Origin of the sequence: Pseudoalteromonas sp. AS71, assembly GCF_038900275.1 — a bacterium.
Lineage (GTDB): Bacteria > Pseudomonadota > Gammaproteobacteria > Enterobacterales > Alteromonadaceae > Pseudoalteromonas.
This window is the reverse complement of sequence record NZ_JBBMQZ010000028.1, coordinates 40,458-62,981: the sequence shown is the minus strand read 5'-3', so window position 1 is coordinate 62,981 and position 22,524 is coordinate 40,458. Positions and strand designations below refer to the sequence as shown.

Genomic DNA, 22,524 nt, shown 5'->3' with positions numbered 1-22,524 from the left:
TTCTTGTGTAAATCGACGTCTCATTTTATCTGCCTCTATTAAAAGTTAGAGGCGACAACTATCCTGACACAGGGGGATAAATCATTTAATGGTTTTGTTCCGATGCAACGAATTTATATACCGATACAAAAAAGCGCGATATAAATATCGCGCTCTTAAATCAGCTTTTCAACTTGTGAAATTTACTCGCTTTCATTTTCCATAAAACGTTGTAGCTGATCTTTTAAGTTTGGCGGAATACCTTTAATAACTAACGTATCGGTTGCTTCGTTATAGGTAACACGCTCACCTAAATGCTTACGTTCAAAGCTTACACTAACTCCACCGCCAAGGCCTGAAAACTTAACCATACTGGTTACTGTTTTTTTATCAACGGGGAAAGTTTCTTCCAAGTCATAGCTTTGCTCTTTGCAAAAACTATCAAACGGGCTGTCATCGCCTTTTGTAAGCGTTGCAGATAGATCGCTCACACTTGCATCTTCGCCTGTGGTTACGCAATCATTACAGTAATCAAATACTTGCTTACGTAAATCGTCTTTTTCTGATTTATCAAACTGTTGCTCTGATAAATAATCCTCTACTGCGCTAAGCATTACTTGGCTTTGCTGTTTTGAATCAATACCTTCTTCACAGCCTAAAAAATCTAAGAAAAAGTCAGCAACTTTACGACCCGCACGTCCTTTAATAAATGAAATATAACGATTATCTTCTGCTTGCGTATCCCACGCTGTTAAATCGATACGAGCAGCGAGTTGCATACGAGATATGTCTAAATGGCGAGAAGCCGCTAAATCAAGCTCTGAGGTCATAGAGTAATGCTCTTTAATGTTAATCATCGCAATTAACATGTAATCGGTAGCAACATACTGATAATGACAAAATACTAAATAACCTGTTTCACTAAAAGCGTACTTATCAAGTTCTTCTTTTAAAACCGTTGAAGCTTGCTCTGTCATATGCCAAAAGCCTAGCTCATCGTTACGGTAGCTTTGCATTGCAGAGGCTACAACACTGTTTTTATCACCACTGAAAGCACAGTAACCTTTACCAGGTTTACCATTATATGCATGATGTAATTGTTCGATAAAAACGGCTACTTTATCGTTAATTACCATCTCATCATTTCGAAGGTGAATTTGCGTATCGTCGTCTTTTTTGTCTACATAATGAACGACTAATTTTTTAACGTCTGTTGTCATCTTTGTTTTTCACGCCTCTAGTGTTAAAATACGAGAATATAACTATTTTATTGAACCAACTGATGCCAATCTTATCAAAATACTCTAATGAAGAAGTAGAACAAATCGTCGATCAGCTTATTGATGTGCTAACTAAACACAATGCGCCAGTAGATTTAAGCCTTATGTGTTTAGGAAATTCTATCACGCATATCTTAAAAGAGCATGTACCAACAGGGAAAAGACAAGCCGTAACTGAGAACTTTGCAAAAGCTCTATCACAGTCGGTTAAATAAACTCTATGAATTTATCGCAGCACAATCAGTTTTCATCAAAAGCGAGTCAGCTATTAAGCTGGGGCCATTGGTTTACTTTTGCCAATATTGGCTTGGCGCTATTTATTAGCTTAAGCTACTTATTTGCCGACTCGCCACCAACAAGCTTTATGGGCATTACTTATATGCTAGTAACGTGGTTAAGCCACACTAGTTTTATCGCCTTTTTAGCGTTTGTGCTGACGGTATTTCCGCTTAGTTTAATATTCCCCTACCCACGACATATACGAGGCATGGCGGCTGTAATAGCCACACTAGGCGCGTCACTGCTTACCCTTGATGCTTATGTTTACGTTAATTTGGGTTATCACCTAAGTATATCTGCCTTACCTGAGATTATTTCTCTACTGTGGCATCGTTTAACCAGTTCACCTGCTTTAACAACCATTTTAGCCAGTGGGATTGTATTACTTATTTTAGGCTTTCAGCTACTTGTGAGTAATTACACATGGCAACACCTTGAGCGCCTAAAACAATATAAATTTGCACGTTACGCAATTTCATTTTTAATAGTGTGTTTTTCACTTAGCCACAGCATTCATATCTGGGCTGACGCAAATTTAAACTTTGATGTAACGAAGCAAGATAATGTATTACCACTTTCATACCCTACTACCGCTAAAAGTTTATTAGCTAAAAATGACTTACTTGATATAGAAAGCTATAAGCAGGCACATAACGTAAAAATTAATAACCAAAATATTAGTTATCAAATGCCAAGCCCGCTTGATAAGTGTGAAGACTACACACAAGCCAATGTAGATATTTTTGTATTTGAAACCCAGCAACAACTCGCTAAATTTGTTGCCGATAATAAAAATTTGCACAAAACAGAGCAGTTTTTACAGCCAACTAATCATGACGATATGCTATTTAGCTTAGTGTATGGTTTGCCAGCTTTTTATAAAGCAGCAATTTTAAGAGAGCAAACTCTTCCTGCTTGGCAAAGTCAGCGCCGCAGCATTGAAGTAACGGGCGTGGAAGAACTTAGTTTTATAAATGATCAAGCCCACAGCTCTAGCGCAATTAGAGTTATTAAAAGTAGCGATAATGCCGTTGTACGAGATGATAAAACTCAGGTTTTTGCTTTTAGTCTTGCCAATAACAAGCAAGAAGTAGTAACAACATCAACTTTATATAGCTCCGACAAACGTATTTCTAAAGTAGATGGACTTATTCAACCTAGCGATTTAATTGCCACAAGTGTTGGCCAATATTTAAATTGTAAAGCCATTGCCAAGCAAACAATGCTGGGCGTTAATTTATACAAGAAAAAAGATGATATGGGCGTTAACTACTCTCAGGGTGTCGTTATAGCCTATAAAAAAGATAGGATTACCTTAATAGATTCAGATGGTAACTTTAAAAATATCTCTGCCGCTGAGGGGTTTTCTATTGAACAAGGTTTAGATATACCATTTTTAGTGCAGAGTATTAAAAAGCTTAAAACCTTCACCCAATAGCCGTTATCCTAACCTAGCTTGCTATACCACCAAGCTAGGTTATAGTTTTATATTGTTGTTAGATATAAAAACCAAGGATGACATGTATGTTTAAAACTTCTCGTTATATTGTCCACTCTAGCTTTTTACTTATTAGTTTTTTTAGCTTTAGCGATACCACTTACTACAAATGTGTAACAGAGAAAGGCACAATCTTTTCTCAACTGCCCTGTGACGACGAAGCAACAACTTATAAAGTTAACACAACAGGTAATCAGTATTCAGGCCCCAAAGTTGATTACACTAAACAACTGAACGAACTTGAACGTGAAAAACTCCTGTCAGGTTTACAGGCTGAGTTACGTAGTAATAACCACAAACTAACTATACTTGATCGTAATAAGCAGCGTGCTGAATATAAACAACAAGAACGGTTAAATCATATTCTAGCCGTTGAAGACAAAAACCGTATTACCAAAGACATTACTAAAAAACTAAAAGTAATTAATAAAGAGTATAAAAAAGATGTATCTGTTATTACTAAACAAATTAAAATACTCGAAAAAAAGATAGATCAATACCAATAAATCACTCCAAATTAATGAGCAATATTTATCTTGGTTTTAAACTTAAAATAACATACCCTTAACACAATAGAGTATAAGCTCTAGGGACTATTAAGGAGTGCAAATGCAGCCTCGCCATATTGCTGAATTAATTTTAACGGGTTTTAAAAGGCACTATCAACTATTTCAAAAAACAACGGCCAAAGCCCCCCTCGCCTTTGCAAAAAAAGATTGGCAAGCAATTAATGATATAAGCCGTTTGCGTATCAGCTATTATGATGATCGTGTTAACGAAACTACGCAAGCGCTAAAAAAAGAAACCCCAACAGAGCAACTTGATGAAAGCCTATGGCTTGAAGTTAAAAAGATATACCAGCATTTTTTATGTTTTCATCCCCAAGCTGAACTAGCCGAAACCTTTTATAACTCTGTATTTTGCCGGCTGTACCATAGGCGCTATTTTCATAATGACTTTATATTTGTAGAAGCAACTTTGAAAGATGCTCCTTCAGTACCTGTTGAGGCCGAATATAGGACATACTTTCCAGTAGTTGATGGCCTAAAGCCAACAATAAAGCGCATTATTAATCATTTTGATTTTAAAGCCCCATTTGTAAATTTAGAGCGTGATATTCGCCTTCTTGTTAAAGCATTTTATAAACAAGCACCCGATACACATCACCAGCCTTGGCAAATGCGCTTTGATATTTTGCACACGCCTTTTTATCGTAATAAAGCAGCTTATATAGTAGGTCGTGTTGTTTCAAAAAGTGGTGTTCAGCCTTTTATAATCGCCGTATTACACGATGAAGATAACGGATTGTATTTAGATGCACTTTTAACTAAGTCATCTCAAATGCGTGTTATTTTTGGCTTTGCCCGTGCCTACTTTATGGTAGAGACTCATGCGCCTTCAGCACTTGTCCGGTTTTTGAATCAGCTTATGCCAAACAAAACACTTGCTGAGCTCTATAATGCAGTGGGTTTTCATAAGCAGGGGAAAACTGAGTTTTATCGAGAGTTTTTAAATCACTTATCTCACTCAAGTGATGAGTTTACAATTGCTCCGGGTACACCAGGTATGGTGATGATGGTATTTACCCTCCCCTCATTTGGTTATGTTTTTAAAATAATAAAAGACAAATTTGGTGAAAGTAAGCCCTTTGGCCGTGATACCGTATTAAAGCGCTATCAACTAGTAAAAAACCATGATCGCGTTGGCAGAATGGCCGACACCATAGAGTATTCTAACGTCGTATTTCCTTTGGCACGTTTTGATAGTAATTTACTTGCGCAATTGCATAAAACAATTGGCTCATCAATGGTAATTGAAGGCGAATGGTTGATCATCAAGCATTTGTATATTGAACGGCGCATGACACCACTCAATTTATTTTTAGAGAATGCTGATGAAGAAAGTGCCGCTGACGCAATTGAAGAGTACGGGCAAGCCCTAAAAGAAATGATTGCCGTTAATATATTTCCTGGCGATATGCTCTTAAAAAACTTTGGTGTAAGTAAGCACAAACGTATTATTTTTTACGATTACGATGAAGTTCAATACCTAACCGATATGAACTTTAGAGCATTACCAAAAGCAAAGAGTTACGATGATTATTTAATGGATGAGCAAAGTTACTCTGTTGCACCACAAGACGTATTTCCAGAGCAGTTATGTACCTTTGTAATGCCTAATCCTATGTATAAAAAGTTTTTCCTCAGCACTCATCCAGAGCTTATAGATGTTAGCTTTTGGAAGCAGGCACAACAAAATATAAAAAATGGTCAGGTAAGTCATATTTACCCATACCCGACAGCACAGCGATTTATTCACCACTGGTAAGCGCTAAAGGACACACACAATGAATATAAGTAAAATAGATTTAAATTTACTCGTTTATCTCGATACATTGCTTCGAGAATGCAACGTAACACGCGCTGCTAATCAATTGAGTATTACGCAACCCGCAATGAGTAATGGCCTTAAACGACTTCGTAACCTATTTAACGACCCTATTTTAGTTCGTACCAGCGATGGTATGGTCCCGACAGAGCGCGCTTTAGAGTTACAACCCGTTATTCGTGGCATATTAATGACGCTTGAAGAAACTCTAGCACCTAATAGAGAATTTGAGGCAAGCCAGAGTAAACGTGTATTTAGAATAATGGCCAGTGATTACGCTGCAAGTACGTTAGCGCCAAAGCTTTTAAGTAAACTACACGAAGAAGCCCCCGATACTACTTTAGATATACTCACACCAAGTGACGTAACCTTTCATGACGTAGAAAACGGTAAAGTAGATATGGCAATCAACCGCTTTGAAAACTTACCTCAGTCTTTTCATCATAAACGTATTTGGAAAGACAGTTTTTGCTGCTTAGTTAAGGCCGACAACCCTATTATTGAGAGCTTTAGCCTCGACAGCTACTTAAAAGCACGCCATATATGGGTGAGTAAAACAGGTTTTGGTGTAGGTGTGGGCATGGACCCTAAAGATGTGCAAAAACTCGGCTGGGTTGACGAAGCACTTGCCCACTTTGGTAAACATCGTAACATTGCTACTTTTACGCGTAACTATCATGTAGCGATTCATTTAGCTAAAGAGAAAAATTTGATTGCGACCCTTCCTTCAAAAGCCGCAAATATATACTTAGATGATCCGGGGCTTAAAATTTTAGAGCCACCGTTTCCGATTCCACCTTTTGAACTTGATATGATTTGGAGCCCACTGCTGCATCGCGATGCGAGCCATATCTGGTTACGCCAAAAAGTAGCTGAAGTAGCTGAAGAGCTAAAATAACTTTATTACACAATATAATGTAAAAATTGCTAGGTTAATACTTTCCTCATTAACTTAGCCTCTTCCTGTAATAAAATTAAATCAATAAAATCAAATAACTACATAAAAATAAAAACGTGGAACGTACATTGCTTTTATTAAATTGAACTATACATTCATTTAATAAAAGAGGTCATTATGAACACCCATCAAGGATCAGAAGTAAATCATATTACTGACATCATTCAAGTTATGAACAGCGGCATCGATTTTTATCAAAAAGCACAGGAAAAAGTTGAAGACCCTGCTATTGGCGCACTTTTTCAGCGTATGATAGATGCCCGAAAAGTGAGTGTTGAGCGCTTGCAGCCATATGCAATTAATGAAAAAGGCGAACGCGAAGATGGTTCATCTTTCGCAGTTGAAGCACGACGTGCATATACAGCCCTATTGACTACTTTCACTTCACATAACGACAGCACGTATGTTAAAGAGCTTGAAGAAGTAGAAGATAAAACGCTTGAAGAAATTAAAGCCGCTATGGATAAACCGCAACCAGCTGATTGCGAAGCAGCACTGGCTAAAACATTATTAACGATGCAAAGCTGCCATGCAGAAATGAGCCGTATGCAAAAGCAGTAAGCTTACATAACGCATAAATACAACCCAGCCTAGCGCTGGGTTTTTTATTGCCTCTAATACAACGCCTCGCTTCACGTCGTATTTAAAGTATATTGTTTAAGAAATTCATTTTGAATGGGCTTGATGATCATCAATAAAATCAGCCCAAGCTAATACCAATCTGCTTATATATGGGGTCTATTTAACGTTAAGAAAATTACGCTAGAACTAGGTAAAAGTTTTTATATCTAGTTGTTCTAAATAAAAAACTTTTAACGACGTTATAGTGCAATTTAATTCGTTAAATTGATCAAAGATTTATGCAGGTTGGTATAAAACCAAAAAAAGGGCCTTACGGCCCTTTGAGTTAAATAACGAAAGGGAGGTTATTAATTAAAAACGGTATTCTGCACCTACGTAGTAGTAAGCACCGTTAAATCCAAATGGAGCCGAGCGACGTGAGTAGTCAAACACACCTGAACTACTTATTACTGTGTTGCCACTAGCATCCACAATAGTACCTGAGCGAGAGTTACCTATTTCGTTTTTATCTGGGTAAACGTCAAACAAGTTATTTGCACCAATGTTTACCGACAAATCTTCAGTAACGAAGTAGTTAACTTTAACGTCAGTTAAAATTTCTGCGCCATACGTTTGACGTCCGCCATCTTCTACTGTGTACTCACCAAAGCGATTAAGTGACAGGTTAACTGTCCAATCATCACGTTGATAAAGTGCACTTAAGTTAATACGATCCTCTGGTTGCCACTCTTCTATAATAGAGATATCTTCCGCTGAAAATATATCGTCTACACTTACTGTCTCAAGGCTTGAGCCAGCAGGAGAAAATAACGATACAACATCTGTTTTAGTGAAGTTAGCTGCAAGTGTAAAATCAAGCGTACCGCCTAAACCTTCAGTGTTCCACGTTGCTACAAAATCAACACCACGAGTTTCAGTATCAGCACCATTTAAGAAAAACTGCCCTACGCCAGCCCCCGCACTATTTAATGCAGCATCAAGGCTTGTAGATAACCCTTTACCTAAGCGGTCACTAATTACAATACGGTCGTCAATATCAATTGAATAGTAATCAACGGTTACATTAATATTATCTGTAACGTTATACACAATACCTAAACTACGGTTTTGTGATTTTTCTTCTTTAAGCTTTGGAATACCTAAGCTTTGCGCAAGTGTTGAATCATTTCTAAATGTACCAACCTCTTCTGCAACTAAGTTACCATTAGTATCAACAACAAATTGCGTACTTACATTATTAAAGTAAAGCTGTTGCATTGAAGGTGCTCTAAAACCTGAGCTTAATGCACCACGTAGTGAAATATCGTCGGTTACAGACCAGTTACCAGCAAGCTTAAAGTTTACTGTATCACCAAAGCCTTTGTAGTTATCGTAGCGAAGTGCACCCGATAAAATTACATCTTCAATCACATAAGCTTCTGCATCTACATAAAATGAGATTACATCACGCGATTCATCAACTGATGACGCAGGAGACGAACCACCAAAACCTTGTGAACCACCTGATGCATCTTCAGAGCCAACACCACCACTTAAGCCATTATAAATACTTACACCGTTGGTAGTATCGTAATCGCGGTATGCATATTCACTACCTTCTAAGATACGGTATTCGTCAGTACGAATTTCAGCACCCATCGCTAACGAATAATCATCAAAGTTTTGCGTAAAATCAATGTTGATTGTTTGCAGTGATAATTCCATGCCGTAAGCGTACGCTTCACGTGGGATAGTTGTACGAATATCAGCTGCACTCAAACCTTGGTCATAACGTAAAAAGTTAGCGTATGAGGCATTAATAGTGTCACTTGTCGTATAATCAATGCTGTTTTCACCGTAGGTGTAAGACAAATCAAGACTTGCATCGTTATCAAACTCAGTTTTATAACCAAAGTTGTATGAGATATCGTCGATAGTTGTATTAATTTTTGGTAAGAAACCTAGCGGAATTGTCGCATCGTTATCTTGCAGTACTGGGTTACCACCTGCATTTGCATTATGACGGAAAAGTGCAGCCGACTCGTTTTCACGTGTTGAGTAAGTAATAAAGCCGTAAAGCTCGCCATCACCTAACTCGTAACCGGTATTAATTGTTAAACCAAACTGCTGAGAATCAGCATCACCAATTCTAAAAGTATCACGATCGGCTGTCAGTTCACGCGGATCGCCAGCAAGTAAAGTACCGTCACTTAACTCTGTACAACCATAAAACTGACAAGAGCCATGTAAACCTGCACGGTTAGTCGGTGCACGGTCACGGTAATTGATAGTTGTATTTAAATAACCGTCATCGCCTAGCGCAAAGCCTTTATTAAAATCAAGGTTGATGGTTTCGCCATCACCTTCTGAATATTGGCCGTAGTTAATAGCCGCTTTACCGCCTTCGCTACCATCTTTAAGTACAATATTAATAACACCAGCAATCGCATCAGAACCATACTGAGCAGCAGCGCCATCACGTAATACTTCAATGCGTTTAATTGCAGAGGCTGGAATTGCATTCATATCAGTACCTGCAGTACCACGCCCAACAGAGCCATTAATATGAATAATACTTGCTTGGTGACGACGTTTGCCGTTAATTAACACCAATGTTTGGTCGGGGCCTAAACCGCGAAGTGTTGCAGGTCTTAAAGCATCAGTACCGTCACTAATTGCAGAGCTTGAAAAGTTAAATGAAGGAGCGATAGACTGTAGCATACGACCAACTTCTGTTTGGCCTGTATTTTCAAGCGCTTCTGCACTTAAGATATCTACTGGAACGGGTAAATCTTCAACTGAACGTCCTGCTACACGGCTACCGACAATAGCAATTTTTTCAATTTTTTCTTGAGCGACTTCTTCTGCTGCGTTTACACCTTGCGAATTAACTGCAAGTAAGGCTGGTAATACTGCTGCACTGACCGCTGAAAGCTTCATCATGTTGTTATCATTCCTGTTGATTTGTTTGAGTTTTATACTCAGTAAACCATTTTGATCAACAACCGCATCGAGCTCTGTCCCACCTAGTAATGCCTCTAGGGCATCTAGTTGAGTGTAAAATCCATAAACTGAATTTGCGTCATACTGCTTTGCCAACTCATAAGAAAACACCACGGTTTGCTCTGTTTGTTTAGCATATTCAATTAAGGCTTTGTCTGCTCGCTGCGCTTTTATATCAAATTGCACCATTTGCCCAGTGGTTTGAGTTGCTGCTTGTACACTCAAGCTAAAAATAGCCGGTGCAAGCACACTAAATCCACTCAATAAATGCGTTTGGTTACTGCGCAACTTATATAAACAGCTGACAAACAAAAATCCTCTATGGCTTTGTCTCTTTTTTTTAATGTTTTTTTTACGTTCAATCTTTATTGATGCAACTTTATCTAACATTAGTCTGATTTGCATAACGTCTACTTATGATTCTGTATGGTGTTTTAGCGTTACTACATGCTCACCTAAACGCTCATGATCAATCGAAAAATTAGTTTGTAAACTTTCTAGTAAACCTTCAACGTCACCCGCTTTAAATACCCCAGCTACTTTAATACTGGCAAGCTCGGCTGAAGAAAGCTCAAAACGTGTCGCGGTATAACGACTTACTTCATTTAAAGCATCGCTTAGCTCTTCTCCGTTAAAAATAAGCATGCCATTTTGCCATGCCAAATCACGTTGTACGTCGTTCATTGAAAGTTGGGTAATTGGCTTTGTAACACTCTGCTCTATAACTACCTTTTCGCCTGAGGTAACAATGTTGGCATTAATTTGACGAATTTTTTGCGTGCTGTTATCTGCAAGTTGATAATCTTTAAAGTCATTTGCATCAACCGCTACACTAGGGTCGGTGATCATCACTTTGCCTTCGGTAACAACAAGCTCTAAATCTGATGAGGTATTACGCTGTACATTGAATACGGTACCGAGTGCGGTAAAGCTTTTGTCGCCTGCCATAACACTAAACGGACGCGTGGCATCTTTTGCTACATTAAAGCGCCCTTCTCCACGACTAAGTAATAACTGCCTGCGGCCTTTGCTATAAGCAACTTCTAGCAAGCTATTAGTATTAAGCTGCACTATGGTGCCATCTGGCAACACATACGTTGCTTGCTCGCCTACTTTTGTTTTGTAAATTTTAGTGTAATTAACTTTTGCAAGCTCTTGGTTATAGCCATTTTCTAAATTAATTAATAAGTAGCTGCACACCATTAACGCTGCAAATAAACTCGCTGCAATTGAGTAAGAAAACATCCACTTATTTTTTGATGCTTTAGTATTGTTACGCTGAGGAAATAAATGACTTAATTCATTTAATACCGAAAGTTCATCCCAAAGCTGAGCAAGCTCATATATAGAGTCTTGATGGGCGGTGCTTTGCATCATCCATAATTTAAATTGATCCTTTTCATCATCAGTTAAACCACGATCAATTGCGCTAATCCATTCACATGACTTTTCTAAAATTAAATCTTTTGAATTAAATTGATGAACATTACTCATTCTGCGACCCTCTTAACTGATATAGGGTGTGCTTGAGCTTTAGGATGTATTTGAGAGCTTTGCTCATGTTCACGCATGTACAACATGGTTTGTAATAATCCTTTTGCAATGTGTTTTTCAACAGTGCTTTGGCTTAACTGCATTTGATCTGCGATCTCTTTTTGGCTCATGCCATAAACTTTTTTTAATATAAAGCATTTACGAATTGATGAGTTTAGTTGCTCAGTAGCTCTACAAAAAAGTAAGAAGCGCTCTTTAGATGTGTATTCATCTTCAAGCTTCATTGATTTGAGTAGTACGGGTAATTCGTTATCATTTTCTAACGAATCATTAAATTTGTTGTCCCACTTTGCTATATGGTTTAGTGCTAGGTGTTTTGCTGTTTTAAGCATATAACTGCGGGTAAACTGAATGTCTTGCTTTAAATCAGCTTCATAGCTTTTTACAAAGGTTTCTTGCACAATATCTTCTACATCGTCGGGTTGAACTATGCGCGATACAAAACGTTTGAGCTGTTTAGAAATATCAACAAATGTTGACGTGAACTTTACTTTTTTCGTCATCCTTAACATACACCTGTTGTTATTTTTATTACCGACAGGTTACGAGTTTTTGATATAAAAACAAGCTCAAATGTTAATTCTGGGTTATTTAAATGGATAGGAAGATAAATGAGTAAATTTTTAGATTACATCCGACTTAGCTTCTTTGCATTCGGTTTACTACTTGGAGTGCAAATTCCTGCATTTGTAAGCGATTTTGGCCAAGCATTATCAGCCCAATTAATTGAAGCTAAAAATGCCATTGCACCATTTAAAAACGATGCCGCTAAGTATTTTAATAATGATTTAGATAAGCTAATAAAACACTATAAAAATATTGATGATGGGATTGTGAATAAAGGTGCAAGCAATATCAGTACACTTTACACGCGACAACAAGACTTACAAATCGCTGTAAATAGGTTTGCGCAATCTCCATATATTTTTACATTGATCAGTGGCATGAGCGATGTAAAGCAACAAGTGTGGCAACGCTTTGAAGGTCAAATCATTTTAAAAAAAGACTCTATAATAGCCGCCATTATTGCAGCCATTATAATTGCCTTACTTGCCGAGCTTACTGGTTATTTGTTGTTAACTGGAGTAAAACGCTCATTCAAGCGCTTATTCGCAGCTCAAAAATAGTGATTTCATAAAATCATAAAACACATCGGTTTTACGGGTAGTTAAGCTATTTTGCGGACGCAAAAACCAAACTGGAGCATCATCTTGTGCCATTACACCGGGCATAACTTCAACTAAAATGCCATTTTTAATATCTTCATGAATAGCTATCATTGATTTAATTGCAATGCCATGACCCGCAATAGCTGCTTGAGTCATATTATCGGAATTAGAAATGGTAAAGCGTGTTCTCGCATTAAAAGTATGTATTTTACCCTGCTCATCAAAAAGCTTTAATTGGCGCTGCCACGGCAGGCAAACCCAATAGTGTTCGCTTAATTGAGCTAAGCTTTTAGGCATACCATATTTTTTTATGTAGCTAGGAGCTGCGCAAAGTATACGTTTGTTGTTTACTATTTTTCGCGACAGTAAACCGGAATCATTTAATTGCCCTACACGAATTGCCACATCTTGTGCGTCATCAACCACATTTACAAAATGATCCGTAATTAAAAAATCAAGTTTTAGTTCAGGATAGGCCTGCTCTAACTCGTTAAGCCTTGGCATTACGTATTTCGAAAAAATCCAAGGGGGCATAGTCACGCGTAATAAACCACTTACCGATGAGCTACGTGCACCAATACTATGCTCAGCGTCGTGCAATGCCTCAATTATAGCGCCAACTCGCGTATAAAATATTTCACCTGCGGGAGATAACCGTACTCGTCGGCTATCTCTAAAAACAAGTACTGTTGCAAGCTCACGCTCCAATTTACTTAAGCGATGGCTTACCGTTGCAGGCGATAAACGCTGCTCGCGAGCAGCAGCAAGCACTCCTTTATTTTCAACTACTGCTATAAATGTTTCTAGGTCGCTTAAATTATACATAAAGATGCCATTGTGCACTTTTCAATGTTTAACATTTTCGAATGAAGCTTTCAGTTTTGCAATGTTTATTTAAATATGTAAAACACTATAATTGCAAATAGTCTAATTATTGAGGTTCAATCATGAGTTTAAAAGCGCAAATAGATGCCTATAACGTACAAAAAGATGCCAAGTTACCGGCTGACGTTTTAGCATTAATGAACACTACAAACGAAGAGCTTATTGCACAGCATATTAAAGACAATGCGTTGCAAATTGGTCAAAAGGTAGAAAACTTCAGCCTAGCCAACCATAACGGCGAAAACATTGAGCTTGCGGATTTATTAAAAAAAGGTCCGGTAATTATTAGCTTTTATCGTGGTGGCTGGTGTCCATATTGTAATTTAGAGCTAAAAGCACTTAATGACTACTTACCGCAATTTAAAACTCAAAGTGCTCAGTTAGTGGCAATATCACCACAACTGCCCGATGAAACTCTCTCAACTGCACAAAAAAACGACCTTGAATTTGATGTGCTGTCAGATATCAGTAATAAAGTAGCTGATCAATTTGGTCTATTGTTTACACTTGATGAACGTATTCAAGCGTTATACACACAATTTGGTATTGATTTTGAACACTACTACGGCGATAAAAGCTTTAAATTGCCGCTACCGGCTACCTATGTGATAAACCAAGAAGGTGTTATTACATATGCATTTTTAAACGAAGACTACACCCTACGCGCAGAACCTACTGATATTATGGCAGCACTTGAATCGGAGAATAACTAATGTCTATTTTAAAATCGTTAAAAACACTTACTCTTTCACTACTTGTAGGCACAAGCCTTGTATCTGGTTATGCAGTCGCTGATGAACCAAAAGAACAAGCAAAGCCCAAAGTGCTTATTTTTGATGTAAACGAAACCCTACTTGATTTAACGTCAATGCGTACCTCTATTGGTAAAGCACTAGGCGGACGTGAAGATTTATTACCACTTTGGTTTTCGACTATGCTGCACCATTCATTAGTAGATACAGTAAGCGGTAGCTATCACGACTTTGGGCAAATTGGGGTGGCGTCACTTCTTATGGTTGCTCAAAATAACAATATTGATATTACTAGTGAACAAGCTAAAACAGCTATTGTTACACCTCTTTTAACACTTCCTCCACACAGCGATGTTAAAGAAGGACTGGCAAAACTTAGAGCTCAGGGCTATAAATTAGTAAGCCTTACAAATTCTTCAAACAAAGGTGTAAAGGCACAGTTTGAAAGCGCTGGTTTAATGTCTTACTTTGATGCTCGTTACAGCATTGAAGATATTAAAATTTACAAACCAGACTTACGTGCTTATGAATGGGTACTTAAAAAGCTAAACGTAGCACCAAATGAAGCAATGATGGTTGCAGCCCATGGCTGGGATGTTGCTGGCGCAAAAGAAGCAGGCTTACAAACCACTTTCATTGCACGCCCAGGTAAAGCACTTTACCCATTAGCTAAAAAGCCAGATCACGTTGTGAAAGATTTACATGAATTAGCCGCTCTACTTAAATAAGTATGCGCTGATGAATCAATACCCAAGCGGCCAATGTTAGGATGACATTGGCCGCTTTTTTATAACTACCCCTAAATATGTCTTAGTGTAATTATTTTCATAATCAGTATGTTAAAAATTGAATGTAAACAAAGCATTTAGCCCAGTATGAGTTATTTTATCTGCTAGCAATTTAGTACTCACAACGCTACTATTAAATAAATACGTGGTGGAGAACATAATGAATAGTGAAAGATTAGGTGAGTTTGAGCAGTACTTTCAAATTAATGAAAGTATAAGAGTGAATTTATTCGCTGTATCGAACGGACAAGTTCCTAAATCGCAGCTTGAGCTAGAAGACGACATTCCCCCACTATTTAGATTAGCAAATGAAGTAAGTGAACTTGAGCAAAGCTCGTTACGCCCACTGCGTAACTTGGGCGATATAGCACAAGAGCTTGCTACATTTTTACAAGCGCAGTCACGTAAAATAGATTTAATAATGAGCCATATTTTGGCCTCAGAACAAGCGCAAGATAATGCAATTCAATGTGATAGCTACGGCGGTGGCGGTATTCGCTTTACATCACCCGAAGTACACTCAATTGGCCAAGCGTTTAGAACAAAACTATTTTTGCACCACGAAGCCTCTGCGGTTTATTGTTACACCGAAGTTGTAGCAGTAGAAAAACAAGATAGCGAACATTATCAATACACCATGCTCTTTACCGCAATTAGAACCACTGACCAAGAACTGATTGTTAGAGCGAGTTTACATGCTCAAACCCGCCAACTTAAAAAACGTCAAGAACTTGATCAAAACCAGGCCGACTTAAACAGTGATAATTAGCTGACATCTTTATGTAAAATGCTAAACTAGCGTCATCTTAATTAGTATATAAAATTCATGAACTTTAGACTTTTACCAGAATGGGCCGAGCAAGACGCTGTTATGCTTACATGGCCTCACAATGACACCGATTGGGCTGATAATTTAGCACGTGTAGAGCCTGTATATATTGAGCTTGCTAAGCATATAACAACGCAACAGCAGCTTGTTATTGTGGCGCACAACAGTGCCCTAAAAATGCATATTACAGCATTGCTAAATAGCGCTAACGTCTCCCTTAATCGTGTTTATTTTGTAGTAACACCTACCAACGATACCTGGGCTCGCGATCATGGTCCGCTTACTTGCGCCGCTATTGATTCACCAGAACAACTAAAAGTATATGATTTTACTTTTAATGGTTGGGGCAATAAATTTGAAAGCGCATTAGATAATCAAATTAATCGTACTTTGGTAAAAGAGCTAAGTAGCACAAACAACCAATACCAAGCGCTCGATATGGTACTTGAAGGTGGCGGTATTGAAATAAACGAGCATGGTGTGTTGCTAACAACCAGCGAATGTTTGCTTAACAAAAACCGTAACCCAGATTTAAACCCTGCTGATATAGAAGTACTTTTAAAAGAGCACTTAGGCGCAACACATTTTTTATGGGTTGATCATGGATATTTAGCGGGTGATGACACCGACAGCCACATTGATACTTTAGTGCGTTTTGCGCCAAATAATACCCTTGTATATGTGCAGTGTGACGATAAAACTGATGAGCACTTTAGCGCACTTGATGCAATGGAAAAACAACTAAAAACCTTTAAAACTACCGATAACACCTCATATACCTTAATTGAGTTACCGTGGCCAAAAGCCGCTTATGACGATGAGCAAACACGCCTACCGGCTACCTACGCTAACTACTTAATTATTAATAATGCTGTGCTTGTGCCAACGTATAATGATGCCAATGATGAACGTGCTCTAGCACAAGTTCAAAAAGCATACCCACAACACACTATTATTGGCGTTAATTGCCAACCAATAATTGAACAATTTGGCAGCCTGCACTGTATTACAATGCAATTACCTCGTGGATTTTTAGCTGGAGCAGCACTATGACAAGCCCTGCAAAATTAACCGTTGCATTAGTGCAACAAAGCAATACCGATAACGCTCAAGACAATATGGCAAAATCAATAAGTGCCATTCGTGAAGCCGCTCAAAAAGGTGCAAAACTGGTCGTACTTCAAGAGCTACACCGAAGCCTCTATTTTTGTCAAACCGAAGATGTTGACGTATTTGATTTAGCCGAAACCATTCCAGGCCCTAGCAGTAATGCATTAGGTGAGCTTGCTAAAGAGCTAAGTATTGTAATTGTCGCTTCTTTATTTGAAAAACGCGCTACGGGCCTTTATCACAACACCGCAGTTGTATTAGAACAAGATGGCAGTATTGCGGGTAAATACCGCAAAATGCATATTCCTGATGATCCTGGTTTTTACGAAAAATTTTACTTTACCCCAGGTGATATCGGGTTTGAGCCTATTCAAACCTCGGTGGGTAAATTAGGCGTGCTAGTATGTTGGGATCAATGGTTTCCTGAAGCTGCACGTTTAATGGCAATGGCAGGCGCTGAGGTGTTAATTTACCCTACCGCTATCGGTTGGGATCCTAACGACGACATTGCTGAGCAAACTCGTCAAAAAGACGCGTGGGTTATTAGCCAGCGTGCCCATGCTGTTGCCAATGGTGTACCGGTAATTAGCTGTAACCGTGTCGGCCATGAAAGTGACCCAAGTGCGCAAAGCGATGGTATTGCGTTTTGGGGGAATTCGTTCATTGCAGGCCCACAAGGTGAATTATTAGCAGAGGCTAATAATACTGATGAGCAAATTTTAGTGGTTGAAATTGATCAAAAACGCTCAGAAAACGTAAGACGTATTTGGCCGTTCTTGCGTGACCGACGAATTGATCACTATAAAGACCTAACAAAAATATACCGAGACTAAATAAACTTAACTCAAGATGGCTCTTACTTGCTAAGAGCCAACTATAAATGGAGTAATAAATGGCGTTTGAGCAATGGGCAGCCTTGCCTTGGGTAAAATCTCATAAAGATAAAATTCAATGGGGCCAGCTAAGCGGAAGTGGTTTAAGTATTGCCATTGCTGAAGGCGTTAAACAGCAAGATAACTTAGTTTTGATTGTTACGCCTGATACACCAAGTGCACTGCGCCTTGAAACAGAGCTAGAATATTTATTACCCGATAACCCAGTAATGGTATTTCCTGATTGGGAAACTCTGCCATACGATCACTTTTCTCCCCATCAAGATATTATTTCAGCCCGGTTAGCCACTTTAAACACCTTAAAAAAAGAACAACAAAGTGTGTTAATTGTACCTGTATCTACCTTAATGTTGCGAACAGCCCCGGCCTCGTTTATTTACGGTTCGACAATAAACTTTAAAGTGGGCGACAAGCTAGACACACATAACTTTCGTGACAATTTAGAGCAAGCCGGTTATCTAAATGTTCAACAAGTAATGGAACATGGCGAATACGCTATACGCGGCTCTATCGTCGACTTATACCCAATGGGTAGCCCGCATCCATTTAGACTCGACTTTTTTGATGACGAACTCGATACTATTCGCTTATTTGATGTAGAAACGCAGCGTTCTGATGAAAAAGTAGATAAAATTGAGCTACTTCCAGCACATGAATTTCCTACTAACGACGCTGATATTGAACGTTTTAGAATAAGCTACCGTGAAAAATTTGGTGCAAGCTCGCAGCAAGACTCTGTATACATGCAAGTAAGCAAAGGTAACTGGCCTGCCGGTATTGAATACTACATGCCGTTGTTTTTTGAAAAGCTCGCGACTATTTTTGACTACCTGCCAGAAACAACTACCGTTATGCAACTGGGCGATTTAGAGCACGCGGCAGATAACTTTTGGCACGATGTAAATGTACGCTATGAGAACCGCAGAGTTGACCCACTTCGCCCATTACTAGAACCCAATGCGCTTTATCAGCCTATTGAAGAGCTGTTTTCTAATTTAGGCAATTTTGCACGTATTCGTTTATCGCTTGCAAAGCTTGGTACTAAAGCGGGCAATAAAAACTTAAGCGTTAGCGAGCTGCCTGCTATTCGAATTGATCATAAGCAGCATGAACCTTATGGCGCGTTTATAAATTATGTAGCAGAGCAAAAAAAGAAAAAAGGCCGCATATTACTCAGTGTTGAATCCGATGGTCGTCGCGAATCATTACTGAGTATTTTAAAACCAAGCGGTTTAAAATTTAAAGAATTTGAAACACTCGAACAATTTACAAAAAGCGCGAGTGATGTAGGTTTAATAGTAAGCCCGCTTGAACAAAGTGTCGTACTTGGCACTAAACCAAGCCTATCTATTATTACCGAGCAAGAACTGCTAGGTATAAAAGTATCTCAGCGCAGACGCCGTAAGCACAAGTACGAAGCCAGCCAAGATGCACTAATACGTAACTTAGCCGAGCTTAAAGAGGGCCAACCTGTTGTGCATCTCGATCACGGTGTTGGGCGTTACCAAGGTTTGCAAACAATTGATGCTGCAGGTGTAATTACTGAGTTTGTTACGATTACTTACGCAAGTGAAGCTAAACTATACGTGCCAGTGTCTGCATTGCATATGCTGAGTCGTTACTCTGGTGGTGAAGAAGCTAGCGCCCCGCTGCATAAGCTTGGCTCAGATGCATGGGAAAAAGCAAAAAAACGTGCGGCTGAAAAAGTTCGCGATGTAGCAGCAGAATTACTCGACATTTATGCACAGCGCCAAGCAAAACCCGGTAATAAGTTTACGCTAGACGCCCCTGCATATCGCCAATTTAGCGATAGCTTCCCGTTTGAAGAAACTGACGATCAGCGCAACGCCATAGAAGCGGTATTAGGTGATATGCAATCAAAGCAAGCCATGGACCGCTTAGTATGTGGTGACGTAGGCTTTGGTAAAACAGAAGTGGCCATGCGCGCTGCTTTTGTAGCGGTTAACGATGATAAACAAGTGGCAATTTTAGTGCCTACCACCTTGCTGGCTCAGCAGCACTATGAAAACTTTAAAGACCGTTTTGCTGATTTTCCTATTGAAGTAGGTGTACTTTCGCGCTTTAACTCCACTAAAGAGCAAAAAGATACGCTTGAAAAAATGGCAAACGGTAAGCTCGATATAGTTATTGGTACACATAAACTTATTCAGCAAGATATTAAGTTTAACGATTTAGGCTTACTCATTGTCGATGAAGAACATCGCTTTGGTGTTCGCCAAAAAGAGAAAATTAAAGCACTGCGCGCTGATGTAGACATACTCACACTAACTGCAACGCCAATACCGCGTACACTTAACATGGCCATGAGCGGAATGCGCGATTTATCAATTATTGCAACGCCACCGGCTAAACGTTTAGCGGTTAAAACCTTTGTACGGCAACGCGATGTAGAACTAATACGCGAAGCCGTACTGCGAGAAATTAAACGCGGTGGCCAAGTGTACTTTTTGCATAACAATGTAGAAACTATTGAGCGTGTTGCACAAGAAATTAGTGAATGGGTGCCAGAAGCAAGCGTAACCTCAGCCCATGGCCAAATGCGCGAGCAAGAGCTTGAGCAAATAATGACTGACTTTTATCATCAAAAATACAACGTGCTTGTATGTACTACGATTATCGAGACCGGTATCGATGTACCTACAGCCAACACCATTATTATGGATAGAGCTGATAAACTTGGCCTTGCGCAATTACACCAATTACGTGGACGAGTTGGCCGAAGCCATCACCAAGCGTATGCCTATTTACTCACAGGTGACCCCAAAGCACTTTCTAAAGATGCGAGTAAACGCTTACAAGCAATCGAATCATTGGAAGATTTAGGCGCGGGTTTTGCCCTCGCTACACACGATTTAGAAATTCGTGGCGCCGGTGAGTTACTTGGCGACGATCAATCAGGTCAAATGCAAACTATAGGCTTTAGTTTGTATATGGAAATGCTCGAGCAGGCCGTAAATGCACTACGTGAAGGTAAAGAGCCAACGCTTGAAAACCTACTTCAAAAACAAACCGAAGTAGATTTAAAACTAGCTGCCCTATTACCTGATGACTACATACACGATGTAAATGCACGTTTAGGCATGTACAAGCGCGTTGCAAGTTGTGCTAACCTTGACGACATGGACGAATTACAGGTAGAACTTATAGACCGTTTTGGTTTACTGCCAGATGCAGCCAAAAACTTGTTCAGCTTGCAGCAGCTTAAAATGCAGGCCAGTAATTTGGGTATAACAAAAATTGAGGCAAACCCAAAAGGTGGTTATTTTGAATTTAGCCAAGATACCAAGGTTAACCCTAGCTTCATCATTGGTTTGATACAAAGTGCGCCTAAGGTGTACAAAATGGATGGCGCAAATAAATTGCGCTTTGCAATTAGTGAAGCTAACGCTCGCGAACGCTTAAAAATGGTCACTGCAATGATTGCAGATTTCGAAAAAAAGGTTAGCCATTAATGTTGCTAAAAAAATCGCTGGTTATTTTATGCTGCTTGTTTAGCAGCACTGCATTTGCAGAACGCTGGTTTGAGGTTGAGGTGCTTGTATTTAAACAGCGCCCAGCTCCGTATTTGCAAGAAGATTTTACACTTAAGCACAAAGCTATTGAGGATAAAAACTCTCTAGATTTAATGACCCCTCTTTATACAGAGCAAGCAATGCAAGCCTGTATAGATGGTGATGAGCGTTTTCAAAAACGCTCTTTTACAGATTCATTAGTTAATTCAAACCCGCAATCGGGTGTATGTGGTGACAGTACAAACTACCTACAAAGCTATGATGAGCTACCTGTTACACCTCTAGCGCCCGCTAAAGATGATATGCAGCAAACTTATTTATTAGCGCCAGAACAGCTGCAATTTAAAGCGCAGTACCGACAGCTAGATCGCAAAGGATTAACACCTATTCTACATACAGGCTGGCGCTTTGAAGGCGCAAGTAAGTCGCGTGCACCAAGCATGCATTTAATCGCAGGTAAACACCTTAAAAGTGACTCTAACGTAACCCCTAGCTATTCAAACCCTGATTTTGTAAGTTTATTAAATTCACAACCTGAACTATTTAACGACCCGGAGCAATCAAAGGCAGAATGGGAACTAGACGGTTTATTTAAAATACACTTACGACATTATTTATACATTACAGCTAATTTTGATATTAGCCAAAAGCTAGAAAATGGCGATATAGAGTCAGCCCGCTTTTCTCAGTTTAGACGTGTAATAAGTGGTGAAGTACATTACTTTGACCACCCACGAATGGGCATGATTGTCCAAATCAGAAAATTCAAACATTAATACTAAGTAGGATATAACAATGAAAAAACTCCTTATCATCGCAGCTACATTAAGCCTTGCGGCTTGTTCTAAGGTAAGTCTTGAGAGTTACGAAAAAATCAAAGTAGGTATGGATAAGACTGAAGTTGAAACCATTTTGGGCTCTGCGGATAACTGTGTTGAAAAAACACTGCATACTAATTGTGTGTGGGGCGACGAAGCAAAAAATATCGAGATCACGCTAGTATCAAACAAAGTAACTTTATATAGTAAGCATGGTTTAGCTAATAAATAAATTAAAAAAAGGGAC

At 39.0% G+C, this 22,524-nt stretch carries 20 protein-coding genes; 15 read left to right on the top strand and 5 right to left on the bottom strand.

The genetic code is table 11. The annotated features are described in order from the left end of the window. Positions 1-182: 182 nt before the first annotated feature. Positions 183-1,199 (bottom strand): nucleoid-associated protein YejK, encoded by a 1,017-nt coding sequence (gene yejK, locus WNY98_RS18135; RefSeq protein ID WP_076923835.1) that lies wholly within the window; start codon positions 1,197-1,199, stop codon positions 183-185. Between the two features lie 62 nt (positions 1,200-1,261). Here yejK and WNY98_RS18130 point away from each other — a divergent pair, with 62 nt between their 5' ends. The 6 genes from WNY98_RS18130 (at position 1,262) to WNY98_RS18105 (ending at position 6,943) form a co-directional block, all read left to right on the top strand. Beyond that, positions 1,262-1,474, top strand: coding sequence for a DUF1414 domain-containing protein (locus tag WNY98_RS18130; protein WP_007375276.1), 213 nt, complete (start codon positions 1,262-1,264; stop codon positions 1,472-1,474). A gap of 5 nt (positions 1,475-1,479) precedes the next feature. Beyond that, a complete protein-coding gene (locus WNY98_RS18125; protein WP_182194355.1) occupies positions 1,480-2,976 on the top strand; it encodes a DUF3413 domain-containing protein in 1,497 nt (498 codons plus the stop codon). Between the two features lie 86 nt (positions 2,977-3,062). Further along, positions 3,063-3,542, top strand: coding sequence for a hypothetical protein (locus WNY98_RS18120; RefSeq protein WP_076923833.1), 480 nt, complete (start codon positions 3,063-3,065; stop codon positions 3,540-3,542). Positions 3,543-3,645: 103 nt separating this feature from the next. Then, positions 3,646-5,364 carry a bifunctional isocitrate dehydrogenase kinase/phosphatase gene (aceK, locus tag WNY98_RS18115; RefSeq protein WP_197185088.1) on the top strand — a complete coding sequence of 573 codons (1,719 nt, stop codon included), beginning with the start codon at positions 3,646-3,648 and terminating at the stop codon, positions 5,362-5,364. A 19-nt stretch (positions 5,365-5,383) separates the two neighbouring features. Next, positions 5,384-6,322, top strand: coding sequence for a LysR family transcriptional regulator (locus tag WNY98_RS18110; protein WP_076923831.1), 939 nt, complete (start codon positions 5,384-5,386; stop codon positions 6,320-6,322). 177 nt (positions 6,323-6,499) lie between these two features. Further along, on the top strand, positions 6,500-6,943 hold the full coding sequence (locus WNY98_RS18105; protein WP_024604016.1) for a PA2169 family four-helix-bundle protein: 444 nt from the start codon (positions 6,500-6,502) through the stop codon (positions 6,941-6,943). A gap of 372 nt (positions 6,944-7,315) precedes the next feature. Here WNY98_RS18105 and WNY98_RS18100 read toward each other — a convergent pair whose 3' ends face one another. The 3 genes from WNY98_RS18100 to WNY98_RS18090 are packed head-to-tail and all read right to left on the bottom strand — an operon-like array spanning position 7,316 to position 12,003. Next, a complete protein-coding gene (locus WNY98_RS18100; protein WP_342878584.1) occupies positions 7,316-10,351 on the bottom strand; it encodes a TonB-dependent receptor in 3,036 nt (1,011 codons plus the stop codon). A 9-nt stretch (positions 10,352-10,360) separates the two neighbouring features. Continuing rightward, positions 10,361-11,440, bottom strand: a complete 1,080-nt coding sequence (locus WNY98_RS18095; protein ID WP_342878583.1) for a FecR domain-containing protein — start codon at positions 11,438-11,440, stop codon at positions 10,361-10,363. Continuing rightward, positions 11,437-12,003, bottom strand: a complete 567-nt coding sequence (locus tag WNY98_RS18090) for an RNA polymerase sigma factor (RefSeq protein WP_024599128.1) — start codon at positions 12,001-12,003, stop codon at positions 11,437-11,439. Before WNY98_RS18090 ends, WNY98_RS18095 begins: the two co-directional genes overlap by 4 nt. Positions 12,004-12,111: 108 nt before the next feature. Here WNY98_RS18090 and WNY98_RS18085 point away from each other — a divergent pair, with 108 nt between their 5' ends. Beyond that, positions 12,112-12,627: a DUF2937 family protein gene (locus WNY98_RS18085; protein ID WP_024599129.1), complete on the top strand. Its 516-nt coding sequence runs from the start codon at positions 12,112-12,114 to the stop codon at positions 12,625-12,627. Here WNY98_RS18085 and WNY98_RS18080 read toward each other — a convergent pair. After that, on the bottom strand, positions 12,607-13,494 hold the full coding sequence (locus WNY98_RS18080) for a LysR family transcriptional regulator (RefSeq protein WP_024599130.1): 888 nt from the start codon (positions 13,492-13,494) through the stop codon (positions 12,607-12,609). The genes WNY98_RS18085 and WNY98_RS18080 overlap by 21 nt on opposite strands. Positions 13,495-13,616: 122 nt before the next feature. Here WNY98_RS18080 and WNY98_RS18075 point away from each other — a divergent pair, with 122 nt between their 5' ends. The 8 genes from WNY98_RS18075 (at position 13,617) to WNY98_RS18040 (ending at position 22,509) form a co-directional block, all read left to right on the top strand. Beyond that, positions 13,617-14,267: a peroxiredoxin-like family protein gene (locus WNY98_RS18075; protein ID WP_342878582.1), complete on the top strand. Its 651-nt coding sequence runs from the start codon at positions 13,617-13,619 to the stop codon at positions 14,265-14,267. After that, a complete protein-coding gene (locus WNY98_RS18070) occupies positions 14,267-15,034 on the top strand; it encodes a haloacid dehalogenase type II (protein WP_024599132.1) in 768 nt (255 codons plus the stop codon). Before WNY98_RS18075 ends, WNY98_RS18070 begins: the two co-directional genes overlap by 1 nt. A 220-nt stretch (positions 15,035-15,254) precedes the next feature. Next, positions 15,255-15,863: a PilZ domain-containing protein gene (locus tag WNY98_RS18065; protein WP_007585675.1), complete on the top strand. Its 609-nt coding sequence runs from the start codon at positions 15,255-15,257 to the stop codon at positions 15,861-15,863. 57 nt (positions 15,864-15,920) lie between these two features. Continuing rightward, positions 15,921-16,976 carry an agmatine deiminase family protein gene (locus WNY98_RS18060; protein ID WP_342878581.1) on the top strand — a complete coding sequence of 352 codons (1,056 nt, stop codon included), beginning with the start codon at positions 15,921-15,923 and terminating at the stop codon, positions 16,974-16,976. Further along, positions 16,973-17,866 carry a carbon-nitrogen hydrolase gene (locus WNY98_RS18055; RefSeq protein WP_342878580.1) on the top strand — a complete coding sequence of 298 codons (894 nt, stop codon included), beginning with the start codon at positions 16,973-16,975 and terminating at the stop codon, positions 17,864-17,866. The genes WNY98_RS18060 and WNY98_RS18055 overlap by 4 nt, the downstream gene beginning before the upstream one ends. A 59-nt stretch (positions 17,867-17,925) precedes the next feature. Continuing rightward, positions 17,926-21,399 carry a transcription-repair coupling factor gene (gene mfd, locus WNY98_RS18050; RefSeq protein ID WP_024599135.1) on the top strand — a complete coding sequence of 1,158 codons (3,474 nt, stop codon included), beginning with the start codon at positions 17,926-17,928 and terminating at the stop codon, positions 21,397-21,399. Continuing rightward, complete coding sequence (locus WNY98_RS18045) at positions 21,399-22,235, top strand: peptidoglycan binding protein CsiV (RefSeq protein ID WP_342876425.1); 837 nt, start codon at positions 21,399-21,401, stop codon at positions 22,233-22,235. The genes mfd and WNY98_RS18045 overlap by 1 nt, the downstream gene beginning before the upstream one ends. 19 nt (positions 22,236-22,254) lie before the next feature. Continuing rightward, positions 22,255-22,509 carry a hypothetical protein gene (locus WNY98_RS18040; protein ID WP_007585664.1) on the top strand — a complete coding sequence of 85 codons (255 nt, stop codon included), beginning with the start codon at positions 22,255-22,257 and terminating at the stop codon, positions 22,507-22,509. The last annotated feature ends 15 nt before the right edge of the window (positions 22,510-22,524 follow it).

Coding starts and splice junctions, on each gene's coding strand:
- yejK (WP_076923835.1), bottom strand. CDS start 1,199: ATGACAACAGACGTTAAAAAATTAGTCGTTCATTATGTAGACAAAAAA.
- WNY98_RS18130 (WP_007375276.1), top strand. CDS start 1,262: ATGCCAATCTTATCAAAATACTCTAATGAAGAAGTAGAACAAATCGTC.
- WNY98_RS18125 (WP_182194355.1), top strand. CDS start 1,480: ATGAATTTATCGCAGCACAATCAGTTTTCATCAAAAGCGAGTCAGCTA.
- WNY98_RS18120 (WP_076923833.1), top strand. CDS start 3,063: ATGTTTAAAACTTCTCGTTATATTGTCCACTCTAGCTTTTTACTTATT.
- aceK (WP_197185088.1), top strand. CDS start 3,646: ATGCAGCCTCGCCATATTGCTGAATTAATTTTAACGGGTTTTAAAAGG.
- WNY98_RS18110 (WP_076923831.1), top strand. CDS start 5,384: ATGAATATAAGTAAAATAGATTTAAATTTACTCGTTTATCTCGATACA.
- WNY98_RS18105 (WP_024604016.1), top strand. CDS start 6,500: ATGAACACCCATCAAGGATCAGAAGTAAATCATATTACTGACATCATT.
- WNY98_RS18100 (WP_342878584.1), bottom strand. CDS start 10,351: ATGCAAATCAGACTAATGTTAGATAAAGTTGCATCAATAAAGATTGAA.
- WNY98_RS18095 (WP_342878583.1), bottom strand. CDS start 11,440: ATGAGTAATGTTCATCAATTTAATTCAAAAGATTTAATTTTAGAAAAG.
- WNY98_RS18090 (WP_024599128.1), bottom strand. CDS start 12,003: ATGACGAAAAAAGTAAAGTTCACGTCAACATTTGTTGATATTTCTAAA.
- WNY98_RS18085 (WP_024599129.1), top strand. CDS start 12,112: ATGAGTAAATTTTTAGATTACATCCGACTTAGCTTCTTTGCATTCGGT.
- WNY98_RS18080 (WP_024599130.1), bottom strand. CDS start 13,494: ATGTATAATTTAAGCGACCTAGAAACATTTATAGCAGTAGTTGAAAAT.
- WNY98_RS18075 (WP_342878582.1), top strand. CDS start 13,617: ATGAGTTTAAAAGCGCAAATAGATGCCTATAACGTACAAAAAGATGCC.
- WNY98_RS18070 (WP_024599132.1), top strand. CDS start 14,267: ATGTCTATTTTAAAATCGTTAAAAACACTTACTCTTTCACTACTTGTA.
- WNY98_RS18065 (WP_007585675.1), top strand. CDS start 15,255: ATGAATAGTGAAAGATTAGGTGAGTTTGAGCAGTACTTTCAAATTAAT.
- WNY98_RS18060 (WP_342878581.1), top strand. CDS start 15,921: ATGAACTTTAGACTTTTACCAGAATGGGCCGAGCAAGACGCTGTTATG.
- WNY98_RS18055 (WP_342878580.1), top strand. CDS start 16,973: ATGACAAGCCCTGCAAAATTAACCGTTGCATTAGTGCAACAAAGCAAT.
- mfd (WP_024599135.1), top strand. CDS start 17,926: ATGGCGTTTGAGCAATGGGCAGCCTTGCCTTGGGTAAAATCTCATAAA.
- WNY98_RS18045 (WP_342876425.1), top strand. CDS start 21,399: ATGTTGCTAAAAAAATCGCTGGTTATTTTATGCTGCTTGTTTAGCAGC.
- WNY98_RS18040 (WP_007585664.1), top strand. CDS start 22,255: ATGAAAAAACTCCTTATCATCGCAGCTACATTAAGCCTTGCGGCTTGT.